Raw genomic sequence first — 17,353 nt, 5'->3', positions numbered from 1 at the left:
GGCCGCGGGGTGTCGATCAAGGAAGTCATCGCTGTTGAGCATTCTAGAAACCCGCCCATTCCATTGGCCCGACGAGGCCGCCTGCGAGCGTTTCGCGCGCGCGCTGGCCGACTGTCCCCCGATCGACGACGTCAGCATCGAGCTCGACGGCGGCCTGGGCGCCGGCAAGACCAGCCTGGTGCGCCACCTGCTGCGCGCGCTGGGCGTCACCGGCCGCATCAAGAGCCCGAGCTACGCGGTGGTCGAGGACTACCTCCCGCCGCGCCTGAACGGCCGGCCCGCGCATCACTTCGACTTCTACCGCTTCAGCGATCCGCGCGAATGGGCGGACGCCGGGTTCCGCGACCTGTTCGCCGCGCCGGGGCTCAAGCTCAGCGAATGGCCCGACAAGGCCGCCGGCATGCTGCCGCCGCCGGACCTGCGACTGGTGCTCGCGGTCAACGACGACGACAGCCGCGACGTTCGGGCCGAGGCCCACACCGCGCGTGGCCAGGCGCTGCTGGCCGAGCTGGCCGCGCGGCTGGCCCGCCCTTCCGATTGATCCGAACGCGCGATCCGCGCTTCACATCCGCACGCCTCACATGAACGGAGACATGACCGGACCGACCTCCCCCACGCCCGACGCCGCCGGAAGCGCCAGAAACGCCGAAAGCGCCGAAAGCGCGGCACGCGCCAGACGCGCCGACACGGCCGCGGACGACCGCCGCCAGGCGCTGCGCCGCATGGGCGCGGTGGTGCTGAGCTTCCCGGTGCTGCCGGCGCTGGCCGCGTCGGTCGCCAATGCCGCGAGCATCGTCGCGGTGCGCGTCTGGCCCGCCGCCGACTACACGCGGGTCACGATCGAGTCGGACCGCCAGCTCGCCGCCAAGAGCTTCCTGGCGGCCAACCCGGACCGGCTGGTCATCGACATCGACGGCCTGTCGCTCGACGCCGGCCTGAAGGAGCTGCTGGGCAAGGTCAAGCCGGACGACCCGTACATCGCCGGCGTGCGCGTGGGCCAGAACCAGCCGCGCGTGGTGCGCATCGTGCTGGACCTGAAACAGGCGGTGGCGCCCCAGGTGTTCACCATCGAGCCGGTGGCCGCCTACAAGAACCGCCTGGTGCTGGACCTGTATCCGACGCGCGAGCGCGATCCGCTGCTGGACCTGGTCCGCGAGAAGGAAGCCGCCGAGAGCGCCGCCGCGCAGTCGGTCAACGACGCGCTGGGCGAGCTGATCGGGCGCATCGACCGGCCGCAGACCGCGGCCTCGTCGGCCGAGTCCGCCGCCAGCGCGACGGCCGCCGCGCCGGCGCAACGGCCGGCCAGCGCGGTCGCCAAGATCGAGACGCCGCCCCCGCCTCCCCCGCCGCTCAAGGAGGTGGCGCCGGAGATGAGCCAGGCCAAGCTGGACCGGCTGATCGTGATCGCGATCGATCCCGGGCATGGCGGCGAGGATCCGGGCGCGGTGGGCCCCTCGGGCCTGCGGGAGAAGGACGTGGTGCTGGCGATCGGCAAGAAGCTGCGCGACCGGCTCAACGCCAATCCCCGCATCCGCGTGATGATGACCCGCGACGCCGATTTCTTCGTCCCGCTGGGCGAGCGGGTGCGCAAGGCGCGGCGGGTGCAGGCCGACCTGTTCGTGTCCATCCACGCGGACGCGTTCACGACGCCCAAGGCCAAGGGCGCGTCGGTCTTCGCGCTGTCCACCAGCGGCGCGAGCTCGACCACCGCGCGCTGGATGGCGGACAAGGAGAACGCGGCCGACGTGATCGGCGGCGTCAACACCAAGGTCGTGAAGGATGCCGGCGTGCTGCGTGCGATGCTGGACATGAGCACCTCGGCGCAGATCAAGGACAGCCTCAAGCTCGGCGGCGAGGTGCTGGGCCAGATCGGCAAGGTCGGCAAGCTGCACAAGGGCAGCGTCGAGCAGGCGGGTTTCGTCGTGCTGAAGGCGCCCGACGTGCCGTCGATCCTGGTGGAGACCGGCTTCATCTCCAACCCCGAGGAAGAGTCCAAGCTCCGCGACCCGGACTACCAGGACGAGCTGGTCAAGGCGCTGGCCACCGGCATCGCGCGCTACTTCGCGAAGAACCCGCCGCTGTCGGCGCGGCATCGGGCGCTGTAGCGGCGCCTGCGCGGCCGGATCGGGCCGCGCTGCCCGCGTCCGCGGCGCCATGCGGTTTGTGGGAAGACGTCAGCAGGCGGCAAGCTTCATCTCGCGCGCCAATGAAAAACGGGGCCCGACGGGCCCCGCTTCACGCGTGATCGGCGCGGCCGATCACTGGCCGACTTGCGTCGGCATCGGCGGCGCCACCGTGCGCTGGATGGGCTGCCAGGTCTTGAGGCGTTCCATCACGTTGGCGACCGCCGCCTCGAGCTGCACGTCGCGGCCGGCGTTCACCGCCACCGGATCCAGGTCGACATCGATGTCCGGGGCGACGCCCTCGTTCTCGATGCGCCACTGGCCTTCCGGCGTGAAGAAGCGGAAGAACGGCACCACCAGGACACCGCCGTCGATCAGGCTCGGGTTGGCCGCGATCCCGATCAGCCCGCCCCAGGTCCGCTTGCCGATCAGCGGCCCCAGGCCCGTGCGCTTGAACGCATACGGCATGAAGTCGCCGCCCGAGCCCGCGTCCTGGTCGATCAGCATCGCCTTGGGACCGTAGATCGCGCCGGCCGGCGTGTCGTAGATCAGGCCGTCGCGGTCCTTCCAGCTGCCCAGGTAGGCGCGGTTGAGCAGCTCCGTCACGTAGTTCGCCGCCTGGCCGCCGCCGTTGCGGCGGTCGTCGACGATCAGCGCTGGCTTGTCGACCTGCGCGAAGAACATCCGGTTGAAGTGCTGGAAGCCCGGCCCCGCCGTGTCCGGCATGTAGACGTAGGCGATCTTGCCGCCGCTCAGGCGATCCACCTCCTCGCGGTTGTGGTCGATCCAGGCCCACTGGCGCAGCCGGCCCTCGGTGGCGATCGGCTCGACCGTCACCCGCCGCGCGCCCTGCCCGTTCGCGTTGGCCGACACCGTCAGCTGCACCTGCTTGCCGACGGTGTTCTCCAGCTGCTGGTACAGGTTGCGCGCGCCGTCCACCGGCTGGCCGTTGACCGCCAGCAGGTAGTCGCCTTCCTTGACGCCCAGGCCCGGCGCCGCCAGCGGCGCCTTCAGGTAGGGATCCCAGCGGTCGCCCTTGAAGATCGTCTTGATGCGGTACTTGCCGTTGTCGACGCTGAAGTCCGCGCCCAGCAAGCCCACCGCGACGCGCGGCTCCTGGTGCACGTCGCCGCCGCCGACGCGGTTGTGACCCACCTGCAGCTCGCCGATCATCTCCACCAGCAGGTCGTTCAGGTCCTCGCGGCGCTGCACGCCGGCCACCAGCGGCGCATACCGCCGGTACACGCCCTGCCAATCGAGGCCGTGCAGCTTCGGGTCGTAGAAGAACTCCTTCTCCATCCACCAGGTCTCGTCGAAGATCTGGCGCCATTCCGCGCGCGGATCGATGCGGGTTTTCAAGCCCGACAGGTCGATGCCCTTCGTGTCGAGCTTGGCGCGCGCGTCGGCGATCTCCAGGCGGCCGCCGCCCAGGTTCAGCAGCAGCTTCTTGCCGTCCGGGCTGAGGCTGTAGTCCTCCACCTGCGGCTTGACCATCTTGGTCTTCTTCTCGTCGAAGTCGAAGCGGTACAGGTCGCCCTTGCGGCTGTCCTCGCCGTCGGCCTCGATCGAGACGCCGGGCTGCTTGCGCTCGAGGTAGAACAGCGCGCCGTCCTCCGCGACGCCCAGCGCGTCGTAGCGCGCCGTCGCCACCGGCAGCCCGACGATGCGGTCCTTCAGGCCCGCGAAGTCGATGCGCACCGGCTTGGCCTTGGGCTTGACGTCCTTGCCGTCGTCCTTGCCATGGCCCTTGTCGGACTTGTCGGCCTTGCCTTCCTTCTCCGCGCCCTTGGCGCCCTTGGCGTCCGAGGACTCGTCGTCGGCCTCGTCGCCGTCCTTCTTGTCCTTGGGATCCTTGTCGCCCTCGTCGCCGGCCTTGGGCGCCAGCGGCGACTTGCCGTCCGCGCGCAGCACCGCCGCGTACAGGCCCATGCGCACGGCGCGTTCCTGCGTCGACATGTCCAGGCCGACCTGCGCCGGGCCCGAGTTGATCGACGCGGCGAAGAACAGCACGTCGCCCTGGGTCGAGAACACCGGCAGGTTGGCGTGGCTCAGCCCGTCGGTCACCGTGTGCTGCTGGCCGGTCTGGAAGTCGATCACCCGGACCTGGCTGAAGAAGTTCTTGCCCACCACCGTGTAGGCCAGGTAGCGGCCGTCCGGCGAGAAGCCGACGTCGAAGCCGGCGCGGCGCTCGCTGGTGTCGATCTTGACCAGCTTGCCCGACTGCGGGCCGCTCAGCGCCAGCTGGTAGAGGTTGAGGTGGTTGTCCTCGAGCACCAGCCGCGCGCCATCGGGCGACCACGCCAGCAGCGAGTAGTAGCCGACCTCGGGCAGCAGCAGCTTGCGGGTGGGCTTGTTGGCCGCCTGGTCGCCGAGCTGGTCGCGGATCACGACCTGGTGGCGCATGCCGGGCTCGTCGGAGACATAGGCGACCTGCTGGCCGTCGGGGCTCCACAGCGCGTCCTTCTCGCGCACGCCGGAGGTCTGCGTCAGGTTGCGCACCACGCCGTCCTTGACCGGCACGGTGAAGACCTCGCCGCGGGCGTTGATGACCACGCGCTTGCCGGTGGCCGACAGCGACGCGCCGGTGATGGTCTTGGACGCGTCCTTCCACTGCACGCGCGCCTGGTTGCTCGGCTCGTTCAGCGCGATGTTCAGCACGCGCGGCGCGCCGCCGTCCAGGCCGATCTCCTTGAGCTGGCCGCCGGCCTCGTAGACGATGCGCCCGTCGCGGCCGTCGGCGCAGCGCACGTCCCAGACGGTTTCCTTCGTCAGCTGGCGCAGCGCCTTGGTCTTCGTGTTGAACGCGAACAGGTTGGCCGCGCCGTCGTTGCGGTCGGAGATGAAGACGACCTCGTCGCCCATCCAGATCGGGTGGCTGTCCGTCGCGTTGACATGGGGGATCTGCTCCCAGGTCTTGCCCTTGGGATCGAGGATCCAGATCGGCGGCGTCGTGCCGCCGCGGCTCTGGCGCCAGCCGCTCACGCCGACATAGGCGGCCTGGTACGGGCGGTAGGCCAGCCGCGTGCCGTCGGGCGACCAGGCGCCCTCGTAGGCCACGGCCTCCATCACCTTGCGCTCGAAACCGCCCTCGAGCGGCACTTCGAACAGCTGCTTGCTGCGGTTGTTCAGCACCTCGCGGTTGGAGGCGAACAGCACGCGCTTCCCGTCGGGGCTCCAGCCCGAGACCTGGTCCGCGGCGGGATGCCAGGTCAGGCGGCGCGGCTGGCCGCCGGCGGCGGCGATCACGTAGACATCGGTGTTGCCGTCGTAGCTCGCGGAGAACGCGATCCACTGGCCGTCGGGCGAGAAGCGCGGCGCGAACTCGGGCGCGGCATGGCCGGCCAGGCGGCGCGGCTGGCTGCCGTCGCGGTTGGCGATCCAGAGGTCGCCGCCGTAGACGAAGGCCAGGTGGCGCGCGGAGATCGCGGGCTCGCGCAGCAGCATCGTGGCGGCGGGGGCCGGCGCGGCCGACGGGGTGGAAGTGGAAGCCGCCTGTTGGGCGTGCGTGGGAGCGGCCGCGATGGCGGCGCCCAGGCTCAGGGCCAGGGTGATGGCCTTGCTGAGGGAGCTGAGTTGCATGGGGCTTGTCGACGGTGAAAAGCAGCGGGGGAGGATAGCCCCCGGGCTTTCACGTGACGAAGCTCACCCCGGGGGTTTGCGCGCAGCGCGGCTCGGTGTTTTCCCGGCGTCAGGCCGCGGTCTTCTGGCGCGAGGCGCGCCAGCCGCCGTACAGGGCGATCAGGCCGGGGATCAGGATCATGGCCCAGATGATCTTGGACAGATGGGTCTGCACGAACGGGATGTTGCCGAACAGGTAACCGGCCAGCGTCAGGCCGATGACCCAGATCGCGCCACCGATCACGTTGTAGGCGGTGAAGCGGCTGCGGGTCATCGCGGCGACGCCGGCCACGAAGGGCGCGAAGGTGCGGATAAACGGCATGAAGCGCGCCAGGATGATGGTGATGCCGCCGTGCCTCTCGTAGAACTCATGGGCGGCGTCGAAGGCGCGCTTGTTGAAGAAGCGCGACTGCTCCCACTGGAACACCTTCGGCCCGAAGTGGCGCCCGATCGCGTAGTTGCACTGGTCGCCCAGGATGGCCGCGACCAGCAGCACCGTCATGGCCAGCGGCAGGTTCATCACGCCGGTGCCGCACAGCGCGCCGACGACGAACAGCAGCGAATCGCCCGGCAGGAAGGGCATCACGACCAGGCCGGTCTCGACGAACACGATCAGGAACAGCAGCGCGTACACCCAGGTGCCGTAGGCGGCGACGAACTCGGCGAGGTGCTTGTCGACATGCAGGATGAAGTCGAGGAGGAAGTGCATCAGATCCATGGGCGCGGATTATGGAGGGCGGTTCCTGATGCCGATGTGAAGAACCGAAGCGCGAACAGCCTGGAATCCCGCACCTCCTTACAATCGCCCCCCATGGACGACACCCTCGCCCCGACGGCGGATGCCACGGCCGCCTCCGCCCCCGCCGACCTCGCGGCGCGGCGCGCGATCCGCGAACTTCCCGATGAACTGATCAGCCAGATCGCCGCCGGCGAGGTCGTCGAACGCCCGTCCTCCGTCGTGCGCGAACTGGTCGACAACGCGCTGGACGCCGGCGCCGCCCAGATCCAGCTCAAGCTGATCGCCGGCGGCATCCGCAGCCTCATCGTCGAGGACGACGGCCACGGCATCCCCGACGGCGAGTTGCCCCTGGCCATCAAGCGCCATGCCACCTCCAAGATCGGCAGCCTGAACGACCTCGAGGCCGTCGCCACCATGGGCTTCCGCGGCGAGGCGCTCGCCGCCGTCTCCTCCATCGCCGAGCTGGCCATCGTCTCGCGCTTCACCGGCGCCACCCATGCCTGGCGCCTGGAGGCCCGCACCGGCGAGTTGAGCCCCGCCGCCCGCGCCCGGGGCACCTCGGTCGAGGTCCGCGAGCTGTTCTTCAACACGCCCGCGCGCCGCAAGTTCCTCAAGAGCGAAGGCACCGAGCTCGCCCACTGCCTGGAGGCGCTGCGCCGCCACGCGCTGGCCCGCCCCGACGTCGGCTTCGCCGTCTGGCACGAGGGCAAGCTGGTCGACCAGTGGCGCGCGGCGCCGCTGCCGCAGCGCATCGCCGAGGTCCTCAACGAGGACTTCATCGCGCAGAGCCGCGAGGTCTTCGCCGAGGTCGGCCCGATGCGCATCCACGGCCGCGTCGGCCTGCCCGAGGCCGCGCGCGCCCGGGCCGACATGCAGTACGTCTACGTCAACGGCCGCTACGTGCGCGACAAGCTGATCGCCCACGCGATCCGCTCCGCCTTCGACGACGTGCTGCACGGCCACCGCCAGCCGACCTACGTGCTGTTCATCGACGTCCAGCCGGAGCTGGTCGACGTCAACGTCCATCCGACCAAGATCGAGGTCCGCTTCCGCGACGGCCGCGAGATCCACCAGCAGGTGCGCCGCGCGGTCGTGGCCGCGCTGGCGCTCTCGCGCAGCGACGAGGCGGCGCAGGCCGCCGCTGGTGCCGCTTCCGCGCCCGAACCCGCCGCCGCCGGCCGCCAGCGCTGGACCGGCACGCCCGCCTGGGAACAGGGCGCGGCCGCCCCGTCCGGCGGCGAGACGGCCGGCCCCGGCGTCGCGGCCTACGAGCCGCCCGCGCCGTATCAGGCGCCGTCGTCCCGGTTCGCCGGCCCCGAGGGCTGGCGGGCGCCGATCCCGACCCGCGCGCAGACGGCGCTCGCGCTCGAGCAGGCCGAGGCGCTGTACGCCAACGCCCCTCCCCCCGGGCTGCCCACCGCGCCGGCGGCCTCCGCGGCGCTGTCGATGCTCGGCGCCGCGCCGGCCGCCCCGCTGCCCGCCAGCCAGGCCGGCGAATGGCCGCTGGGCCGCGCGATCGCGCAGATCCAGGGCATCTACGTGCTGGCCGAGAACGCCCAGGGCCTGGTGATCGTCGACATGCACGCGGCCCATGAGCGCGTCGTCTACGAGCGGCTGAAGGCCGCGCTCGGCGAGACCCGCATCGACGCGCAGCCGCTGCTGATCCCGGTGACCTTCGCCGCCACGCCGGCCGAGATCGCCACCGCCGAGGCGCATGCCGACACGCTGCGCCGGCTCGGCCTGGATGTCGCGCCGCTGTCGGCCAAGGTGCTGGCCGTGCGCGAGCGCCCGGCGCTGCTGGCCGGCGGCGACGTCGTCGAGCTGGCCCGCGGCGTGCTGGCCGAACTGGCGCAGTTCGACGCCAGCCATGCGATCGAGCGCGCGCAGCACGAGATCCTCGCCACGATGGCCTGCCACGGCGCGGTGCGGGCCAACCGGCAATTGACGATCGACGAGATGAACGCGCTGCTGCGCGACATGGAGCGCACCGAACGCGCCGACCAGTGCAACCACGGGCGCCCGACCTGGCGTCAATTGACCATCCGCGACCTCGACGCGCTGTTCCTGCGCGGGCGCTGAGTTCGACGGACTCACCACGTTCGCCCTGCCCGCCCCGCGGCCCTCCCCAAATTCACCAGAAGCAGTACCGACATGGCCACGCTCAAGCTCAACAAGAACAAATCGGCCGACGCGACGTCCGCGGACGGCTCCTCGGACAAGGGTCCCCGCCGCGCGCCTCTGCGTGGCAAGGGCGTCAACAAGCCGCGCCCGACGCTGGCGAAGGCGCAGGCCGACCGCGCCGAGCGCGAGGCGCAGTTCCAGCAGCGCCGCGCCGAGGAGGAGCGCCAGGATCGCCGCGGCGGTCCGCAGGGCCGCGACGAGCGCCGGGCCGGCCCCGGCGGCCGCCCGGACCGCAATGAGCGCCAGGAACGCGGCGGACGTCCGCCGCGTGAAGGCGGCTACGGCGACCGCCCGGACCGCGGGCCGCGCGCCGGCGGTTTCGGCGATCGCCCCGAGCGTGGACCGCGAGAAGGCGGCCGCGATGCCGGTCGCGACGACCGCCGCGGCTTCGGCGGCCCGTCGCGCGAGGGTGGCGAGCAGCGCTCCCACGGCGATCGCCCCCGCTACGACAACGACCGCCCGCGCCGCGACGACCGCTACGGCAGCGGCCCGGGACGCCCGCAAGGCGAGCGCGGCTACGGCGACCGGCCGCAAGGGGATCGTCCCCATGGCGACCGGCCTTATGGCGATCGGCCCCCGCGTGATCGCGCCTACGGCGACCGCCCGGGCGCGGACCGTCCCTATGGCGACCGTCCTTACGGCGACCGCCCCTTCGGCGACCGCCCGCGCCGCGACGACGATCGCGGCGGCAATCGCTACGGCCGCGGCCCTGAAGGATCGCGCGAAGGCTCCCGCCACAACTCGGAAGGCCCGCGCCACGGGGCTGAGGGCTCCCGCTACGGTGAAGGTTCCCGCTACGGCGACGACCGGCCGCGCCGCGCGCCCGCCGGCGAGCGCCGCGACCCGCCGCTCTCCGACGTGCACGCCCGCGCCGAACGCGAGGAACGCGCCGAGCGCACCGACCGTCCGCGCAAGCCCGACGCGCCGCGTCAACCCGCGCCCGCGCGCCTGGCCGACCCGGACGCCGGCGAGCGCCTGTCCAAGCGCATGAGCGAGTTGGGCCTGGCGTCGCGCCGCGAGGCCGACGAATGGATCGAGGCCGGCTGGGTCACCGTCGACGGCGAGCCTGCGACGCTGGGCCAGCGCGTCGGCCCGGACGCGAAGATCGAGGTGGATCCCGCCGCCCGCGAGCAGCAGGCGCAGCGCGTCACCATCCTGCTGCACAAGCCGATCGGCTACGTCTCCGGCCAGGCCGAGGACGGCTACGAACCCGCGTCGGTGCTGGTCAAGGCCGACACCCACTGGGGCGAGGACCCCGCCAAGATCGCCTGGGCGCCGGGCCACGGCCGCGGCCTGGCGCCAGCCGGCCGGCTCGACATCGACTCCACCGGCCTGCTGGTGCTGACGCAGGACGGCCGCATCGCGCGCCACCTGATCGGCGACGACTCCGACGTGGAGAAGGAATACCTGGTGCGCGTCGCCGTCGAGGGCGGCGACCCCGAGCGCCATCCGCAGCACACGCTCGATCCGCGCGCGATCGCGCTGCTGAACCACGGCCTGGAACTCGATGGCGTGCAGCTCAAGCCGGCCAAGGTCAGCTGGGCCAACGAGGACCAGCTGCGCTTCGTGCTGCGCGAGGGCCGCAAGCGGCAGATCCGCCGGATGTGCGAGCTCGTCGGCCTGAAGGTGCTCGCGCTCAAGCGCGTGCGCATCGGCCGCATTCCGCTGGGCCAGCTGCCTCCGGGCCAGTGGCGTTACCTCGCGCCGTGGGAGCGCTTTTGAGCCTGCCTCCGGCCGCGTCGTCCCCGACGTCCGCTGCGCTCGCGCGCCCTGATCCCGACCTGAGTCCGCTGTGCATCGCCGGCCCGACCGGCTGCGGCAAGACCGCCGCCGCGCTGGCGATCGCGCGCCGTCAGCGCGTGGAGATCGTCAGCGTCGATTCCGCGCTGGTCTACCGCGGCATGGACATCGGCACCGCCAAGCCGACGGCCGACGAGCTGGCCGAGGTGCCGCATCACCTGATCGACCTCCTCGAGCCGACCGACAGCTACTCGGCCGCGCAGTTCGTCCGCGACGCGACGCGGCTGGTGCCGGAGATCCAGGCCCGCGGCGCGCGCCCGCTGCTGGTCGGCGGGACGATGCTGTATTTCAAGGCGCTGTTCGACGGCCTGTCCGAACTGCCGCAGGCCGATCCGGCGTTGCGCGCGCAGCTCGACGCGGAGGCCGCGCGCGACGGCTGGCCGGCGATGCATGCCCGGCTGGCGACGCTCGATCCCGAGACGGCGGCGCGCCTGGCGCCGCTGGACGCGCAGCGCATCCAGCGCGCGCTGGAGGTCTGCCTGCTCAGCGGCGAGCCGATGTCGGCGCTCTACAAGCGCCAGCGCGCGCAGGGCGTCGACTGGCCGCTGATCTCGCTGGAGCCGTCCGACGAGGCGCGTGGCTGGCTGCATGAGCGCCTGGCGCGTCGCTTCGCGCAGATGCTGGACCAAGGCTTCGTCGACGAGGTGCGCCGCCTGCGCGCGCGCGGCGACCTGCACCTGGGCCTGCCGTCGATGCGCTGCGTCGGCTATCGGCAGGCGTGGGAACTGCTCGACGCCGACGAGGCCTCGCCCGACCTCGCGGCGCTGCAGGAGCTCGGCACCGCGGCGACGCGCCAGCTCGCCAAGCGCCAGATCACCTGGCTGCGCAGCATGCCCGCGCGCCGCATCGTGCCGGCCGAAGCGAGCGACGCGCTCGACCGGCTCATCACCGCGGCGATCGGCTGAGCGGCGCGGGCCTCACGCGTCATCCGCGGCGATCGCGATCAGCTTGATGCCGGTCTCGACGACCGGCATCAGTCGCCCGGGCAGCCGATCCACCCCGTCCACCAGGTCCTGCTTCATTTGCCGCAGCCGGTCGCCGGGCGATTCGCTCAGGTGACGCCCCGACGCGCCCTTCACCTGCTCGCGCCGAGCCAGCAATTCATTCATCAGCAGGATCGCCGCGGCCGAGGCGCCGGTGCCGCTCGCGCCCGCGATGGCGACCGGCGTGCGGGCCCAGCGTCCGGTGCGCTCGTCGCGGCGGTTGCAGAACGACTCGATCCGGCGCATCACCTCCACGGGGGAGCCTGAAAGGTCGATCTCCTGCACCCGCAGCCGGTGGGACAGCAACTGCGGACCGGGCGCCTGCCACTCGATGCGCATGTCGGCCGGGTCGCGCCCCGGCTGGCCCACCGCGCCCAGCGCCACGCAGACGCGGGCCAGGCTGCGGTCGGGCTGGTCGGCCGACCAGACGGCACCATGCCGTTTGCGACGCAGGTCGTCCAGGAACGTCGCGGCGCGCGCGTCGCCCGGCGCGCCGTCCTGCGCCGACTCCCGCGCCACCAGCAGCTCGCGCACGCCATGCGTCACCAGCATGCCCAGGAAACTCATGGCCTCCTCCGTGGTGGCTCGGCCCGCGCCGGCAGGCATCGCGGCCTGGATCACCGGCGAGCGGTCGGCGAGCATGGTCTGCAAGGTCGCATGCGCCACCGGCCGGCCGTCGATCTGACGGAGCGACCCCAGCTCGGGGGCCACGGTCAACAGCGCCGCCGGCATCCGCCCGTGCGGCAACCAGTCGGGTCGCGCGGATCCGTTGCGGCCTGCGCGGCCGGACGAACCCGTGTCGCGGCTTCCGACGTCGTCGGAACTGTGGGTCGATGAACCGGAGGAAGCGCCGGTGGAGTCGAGGCGATGCATGGATGGCCCTTTCAAGGGTGTGCCTCCTGGAAGCTGGTCAGCATTGCCAGGCGGCGATGTCGATGCAGGACAGTGACCAGCGAACACCGGTTCTGATGGCGACAAAGCAACCAAAACCAGTCAGACCACCCAACACGATGCGCTAGACGGCCGCAAACCCTTGTGAGCGCCGCTTCGGGGCGATCCATGATCGGCGGCGAGCGCGCATCGACGGGATGCCGCACGGACTGGCGCCACAATCCCCCGATCGACCTCCCCCGACCGATCGATGGACGTCCCCCTGCTGACCGCCACGGGCCTGACCAAGCGCTACGGCGCGCAAACGCTGTTCGAGCACCTGTCGCTGACGCTGCATCGCGGCGAGATGCTGGCCCTGCTCGGCGAGTCCGGCAGCGGCAAGTCGACGCTGCTCAACGGCCTGGCCGCGCTGGAGCCGCTGGACCGCGGCCAGGTCGTGCTGCAGGGCCGCGACATCCTGGCGCTGGACGAAGCCGGACAAGCGCGGCTGCGGCGCGAGCAACTGGGCTTCGTGTTCCAGGCCTTCCACGTGCTGCCCCACCTGAACGTGCAGGACAACGTCGGGCTGCCGCTGCTGCTGCAGGGCCGGCCCGATCCGAAGCGAGTCGCCGAGATGCTCGAGGCCGTCGGCCTCGCGGCCCAGTCGCGGCACCTGCCGCGCCAGTTGTCCGGCGGCCAGCTGCAGCGCGTGGCGATCGCCCGCGCGCTGGTGCACCGGCCGGTGCTGGTGCTGGCCGACGAGCCGACCGGCAACCTCGATCCCGCGCATGCCGACCAGGTGATGCGGCTGCTGCGCCAGCAGCTGCGCGACCAGGGCGCGGCTTGCCTGCTGGTCACGCACTCGGCCCATGCCGCGGAGCTCGCCGACCGGCGACTGCGGCTGGAGAACGGGCACCTGGTCGCGGCCTGAGGCCGACCTCGCTCGCCCTCGCGTGGCACCCAACACCTAGCCCTGGCCCAGCACCGCTGCCCACTGCACAGCCCACAGCCCACAGCCACCGCGATGACCGACGCCGCCAGCCCTTCCCCCTCCTCGCCCGGCGCGTTGCGGCGCGCCTGGGGCTGGTGGTGGCAGCTGTCGTGGCCGGCCTTGCGGCTGCAATGGGGCCGGCAGTTGGCCGCGCTGCTGACGATCGCGCTGGGGCTGGCCTTGGCCGGCGCGGTGCACTGGATCAATGGTTCGGCGCTGGCGCAGTTCGAGTCCGCCGCGCGCCAGAGCAGCGCGCAGGCCGACGTGGAGCTCACCGCCGCGCCGGGCGCGGCGCCGCTGTCCGATGGCTTCTATGGCGAACTCGCGGCGCGCGAGGACATCGCCGCGCTGGCGCCTCGGCTGGACGCCAGCATCCGCATCCAGGCGCGCGACGGCCAGTGGCAGCGCGTGCGGCTGATCGGCCTGGACCTGGTGCAGCTCGGCACCTTCCATCCGCAATGGCTGCCACGGTTCGACGGCGCGGACCCGGCCCGCGCGCTGCGCGAGCCGGCGCTACTGATCAGCGACGCCGCCTTGGATCGGCTGGGATTCGGCCCGCCTCCCGTCGATGAAGCCGTGAGATCGACAGCGGCGACGAGATCGGCATCGGGATCGGCATCTCCGTCGACCGATGTCGACGGCTCAATGCCCTCGCGCATGCCGACCGCGTTGCGCATCGACCTCCCCGACGAGCCGGCGCCGCTTCCCGTCGCCGGCCGCATCCCGGATCGCCAGCAGGCGCTGGTGATCGTCGACATCGCCTGGGCGCAGCAGCTGCTACACCGGCCCGGCCAACTGGACGCGATCCTGCTGCGCATGGCCGCGGGCCGCCCGGTGCCCATCGCCTGGCAGCCCGGCGTGCTGGCGCAAGCGCCGCAGGACCAGGCCCGCCAGCAGGCCGACGAGGCGCGCCGCCTGACCCGCGCTTACCGCCTCAACCTCGGCGTGCTGTCGCTGATGGCGCTGTTCGTCGGCGCGTTCATGGTCTTCGCGGTGCACAGCCTGTCGGTCGCGCAACGGCTGCCGCAGCTCGCGCTGCTGGGCGTGCTCGGCATGAGCGCGCGCCAGCGCTTCGCGCTGCTGGTGTCGGAAGCGCTGCTGCTCGGCCTGGCCGGCGCGGTCCTCGGCCTGGGCCTGGCGATGGGGCTGGCGGAACTCGGCCTGCGCGCGCTCGGCGGCGACCTGGGCAGCGGGCTCATCGGCGGCGGCGGCCGGCCGGAGCTGCGCACGACGCCGGCCTCGATCGTCGGCCTGCTCGCGCTCGGCCCGCTGGTGAGCCTGGGTGCTGCCGCGCTGCCGCTGGCGCGTTTGCGTCGCCTGCCGGTCGCGCAGGTGCTCAAGGGCCTGGGCGGCGGCCAGGACACGGGCCGCTGGTGGTGGTTCGGGCCGGCGCTGCTGATCGCCGCGCTGCCGCTGAGCCGCATGCGCCCGATCGACGGCATCCCGCTGGGCGCCTACGCGTCCATGGTGGCGCTGCTGCTGGGCGCGCTGGGCACGGTGCCCTTCGTGCTGCGCGCGATCACCGGCCTGCTGCGCGGCTGGGCCGCGCGGCGCGCCTTGCCGCTGCTGGCCGTCGAGCGCGCCCGCGACCAGGCCGGCGAGGCGGGACGCCTGATCGCCGGCGTGCTGGTCGCGCTGGCGCTCGCGGTGGCGATGCTGATCATGGTGGCGAGCTTCCGGCACTCGCTCGACCAGTGGCTCGGCGACATGCTGCCAGCCGACCTCTACCTGCGCCAGACCGCCCGCGACAGCGCCCAGCAGGGACAGCCGATGCCGCCGGGGCTGGCCGCGTCGGCGGCGGCGCTGCCGGGCATCGAACGCGTCGCCGCGCAGCGCACGCGCGCCGTCGGCGTCACCGTGCGCGGCATGGCCGGCAGCACGACCTTGCTGGCGCGGCCGCTGGACCACCAGCTGCCGCTGCAGGGCCCCGCAGCCACACTGCCGGCCGACGCACAGCCGGTCTACATCAACGAGGCGATGCGCGACGAGCTGCGCCTGGCGCCGGGCGACCGCTTCATGTTGCGGCTCGAAGGCCGCCAGCTGCCCGTGGCGGTGAAGGCGATCTGGCGCGACTACAGCCGCCAGACCGGCGCGGTGCTGATGGAGCGGCGCGACTGGGAGCGCCTGAGCGGCGACGCCGCGATCACCGAGCTGGCCTTGTGGCTGCGGCCCGGCGCCGATCCGGTCGCGGTGCAGCAGGCGTTGCGCGAGGCCTCGGGCGCGCCGGAGTCGCTGGAGATCGCGTCGGCCGGCGAGCTGCGGCGCTTCTCGCTGGCGATCTTCGACCGCAGCTTCGCGATCACCTACTGGCTGCAGGCGGTGGGACTCGGGCTGGGCCTGTTCGGCGTGGCGGCGAGCCTGTCGGCGCAACTGCTGGCCCGAAGGCGCGAGTTCGGCCTGCTGCTGCACCTGGGGCTGACGCGCGGGATGCTGCGCCGGCTGGTGCTGGCCGAGAGCCTGCTGCAGGCGGTGGCGGGCGCGGCGATGGGGCTGCTGGTGGGCCTGGCGATCAGCGCGGTGCTGGTGTTCCGGCTCAATCCGCAGAGCTTCCACTGGAGCATGGACTGGTCGGTGCCGGTCTGGCGGGTCGCCGCGCTGCTGGCGGCCAGCCTGCTCGCGACCGCCGCGACGGCGGCCTGGGCCAGCGCCCGCGCGCTGCGCGCCGGCCAGGGCGAGGCGCTGCGCGCGGTGCGGGAGGACTGGTGATGATCGGACGGCGTCCGCTGCTGAAGGGACTCGGCGCCGCCGGGCTGATGGGCGCGCAGGCGGCGCTGACGCCGCTCGAGGCTCAAGCCCAGTCGCCATCGTCGTCATGGTCGACATCGCCGCGGGCGCAATCGCAGCCGCAGTCGCAGCCGCAGTCGCAGCCGCAGCCACAGTCGCGGTCGCAAGCGCAGTCGCAGTCGACCGACGTGGCCGGCATGCCGTCGAGCGCGGAACCGCTGTCGGCTGCCCCTCTCCACTTCCCCCGCGATCACGGCGCCCACCCCGAGACGCGCGTCGAGTGGTGGTACGTCACCGGCGTGCTGCATGCCGGCACGTCGACGCCTTCGGCGGACGCGCGCCCCGACTTCGGTTTCCAGCTGACGTTCTTCCGGGTGCGCAACGACTTGAAGCGCCCGCTGCAAGGCGCCTTCGCGCCGTCGCAGGTGATGCTCGGGCATGCGGCGATCTCGGACCTCGGCCGCCAGCGGCTGCTGCACGACCAGCGGGTGCTGCGGCACGGCTTCGCGAATGCCCGCGCCGAGATCGACGACACGCAGGTGCGCCTGGGCGACTGGCTGTTGCGGCGCCTGGACGGCCCCGACGGCCGTAGCCGCTACCTGCTGCGCATGCCGAGCGAGCCCGCCGGTTTCGCGCTCGAACTGACGTTGGACGCCCCGCAGGCGCCGCTGCTGCAAGGCGACGCGGGCTGGTCGCGCAAGGGGCCAGACCCGCAGCAGGCGAGCCGCTACGTCAGCGAGCCGCAATTGAGCGGCACGGGCCGGCTGGTGCTGCGCGAGGGCGGCTCGCGCGAGGTGCGGACGCGGGCATGGCTCGATCACGAGTGGAGCAACCAGTACCTCGGCCGCGGCGCCGAGACGTCGCGGGAACGCGCGATGGGCTGGGACTGGCTCGGCCTGAACCTGGACGACGGCACGGCGCTGACGCTGTTCCAGATGCGCGGCCAGGATGGCCGGGTCGTCTGGACGGGCGGCAGCTGGCGCGAGCCGGCGTCGCGCGGTGGCGCGCAGACGGACCTGCAACAGCAACTGGCGTTCGAGCCGCTCGCGTTCTGGACCAGCCCGGTGAGCCTGGCGCGGTACCCGGTGCGATGGCGGATCCGCTCGCCCAAGGGCGTGTTCCTCATCGAGGCGGCCTACGCCGCGCAGGAGATCGACGCGCGCCGCAGCACCGGATTCCCGTACTGGGAAGGCGTCGCGCGCCTGGCCGACGAGGCCGGCCGCACGCTGGGCTGGGGGTACCTGGAGATGACGGGGTACACGGGGCAGGTGCCGCTGTAGCGCGGGACGGAGACCGGTCATCCGTGCTCGCATGGCGCGCGGAT

At 72.5% G+C, this 17,353-nt stretch carries 11 protein-coding genes; 8 read left to right on the top strand and 3 right to left on the bottom strand.

Annotation, left to right across the window (positions count from 1 at the left end; all coding sequences use genetic code 11):
- Positions 1-34: 34 nt before the first annotated feature.
- Positions 35-541: a tRNA (adenosine(37)-N6)-threonylcarbamoyltransferase complex ATPase subunit type 1 TsaE gene (gene tsaE, locus N5D62_RS23835; RefSeq protein WP_279760441.1), complete on the top strand. Its 507-nt coding sequence runs from the start codon at positions 35-37 to the stop codon at positions 539-541.
- A gap of 181 nt (positions 542-722) precedes the next feature.
- A complete protein-coding gene (locus N5D62_RS23830; RefSeq protein WP_279760453.1) occupies positions 723-2,105 on the top strand; it encodes an N-acetylmuramoyl-L-alanine amidase in 1,383 nt (460 codons plus the stop codon).
- Between the two features lie 153 nt (positions 2,106-2,258).
- Here the strand turns inward: N5D62_RS23830 and N5D62_RS23825 are convergent, their stop codons facing one another.
- Both N5D62_RS23825 and N5D62_RS23820 read right to left on the bottom strand, forming a co-directional pair.
- Entirely contained in the window at positions 2,259-5,702 is a 3,444-nt protein-coding gene (locus N5D62_RS23825) for a S41 family peptidase (protein WP_279760440.1), read from the bottom strand.
- A gap of 109 nt (positions 5,703-5,811) precedes the next feature.
- Positions 5,812-6,459: a DedA family protein gene (locus tag N5D62_RS23820; protein ID WP_279760439.1), complete on the bottom strand. Its 648-nt coding sequence runs from the start codon at positions 6,457-6,459 to the stop codon at positions 5,812-5,814.
- Positions 6,460-6,552: 93 nt separating this feature from the next.
- Here N5D62_RS23820 and mutL point away from each other — a divergent pair, with 93 nt between their 5' ends.
- The 3 genes from mutL (at position 6,553) to miaA (ending at position 11,366) form a co-directional block, all read left to right on the top strand.
- A complete protein-coding gene (gene mutL / locus N5D62_RS23815) occupies positions 6,553-8,559 on the top strand; it encodes a DNA mismatch repair endonuclease MutL (RefSeq protein WP_279760438.1) in 2,007 nt (668 codons plus the stop codon).
- A gap of 72 nt (positions 8,560-8,631) precedes the next feature.
- Positions 8,632-10,383: a pseudouridine synthase gene (locus tag N5D62_RS23810; RefSeq protein ID WP_279760437.1), complete on the top strand. Its 1,752-nt coding sequence runs from the start codon at positions 8,632-8,634 to the stop codon at positions 10,381-10,383.
- Positions 10,384-10,442: 59 nt separating this feature from the next.
- The gene (gene miaA, locus N5D62_RS23805; RefSeq protein WP_279760452.1) at positions 10,443-11,366 is read left to right on the top strand and encodes a tRNA (adenosine(37)-N6)-dimethylallyltransferase MiaA; all 924 of its coding nucleotides are present in this window, start codon (positions 10,443-10,445) and stop codon (positions 11,364-11,366) included.
- A gap of 12 nt (positions 11,367-11,378) precedes the next feature.
- Here miaA and N5D62_RS23800 read toward each other — a convergent pair whose 3' ends face one another.
- A complete protein-coding gene (locus N5D62_RS23800; protein ID WP_279760436.1) occupies positions 11,379-12,161 on the bottom strand; it encodes a hypothetical protein in 783 nt (260 codons plus the stop codon).
- 424 nt (positions 12,162-12,585) lie between these two features.
- On the opposite strand from N5D62_RS23800, the gene N5D62_RS23795 reads away from it, so the two are divergent.
- The 3 genes from N5D62_RS23795 (at position 12,586) to N5D62_RS23785 (ending at position 17,309) form a co-directional block, all read left to right on the top strand.
- Complete coding sequence (locus N5D62_RS23795; protein WP_279760435.1) at positions 12,586-13,245, top strand: ABC transporter ATP-binding protein; 660 nt, start codon at positions 12,586-12,588, stop codon at positions 13,243-13,245.
- A gap of 93 nt (positions 13,246-13,338) precedes the next feature.
- Positions 13,339-16,011, top strand: a complete 2,673-nt coding sequence (locus tag N5D62_RS23790; RefSeq protein WP_279760434.1) for an ABC transporter permease — start codon at positions 13,339-13,341, stop codon at positions 16,009-16,011.
- Entirely contained in the window at positions 16,011-17,309 is a 1,299-nt protein-coding gene (locus N5D62_RS23785) for a carotenoid 1,2-hydratase (RefSeq protein ID WP_279760433.1), read from the top strand. Before N5D62_RS23790 ends, N5D62_RS23785 begins: the two co-directional genes overlap by 1 nt.
- The last annotated feature ends 44 nt before the right edge of the window (positions 17,310-17,353 follow it).

Source organism: Mitsuaria sp. GD03876 (genome assembly GCF_029840635.1).
Lineage (GTDB): Bacteria > Pseudomonadota > Gammaproteobacteria > Burkholderiales > Burkholderiaceae_C > Roseateles.
This window is presented reverse-complemented; position numbering and strand designations above follow the sequence as displayed.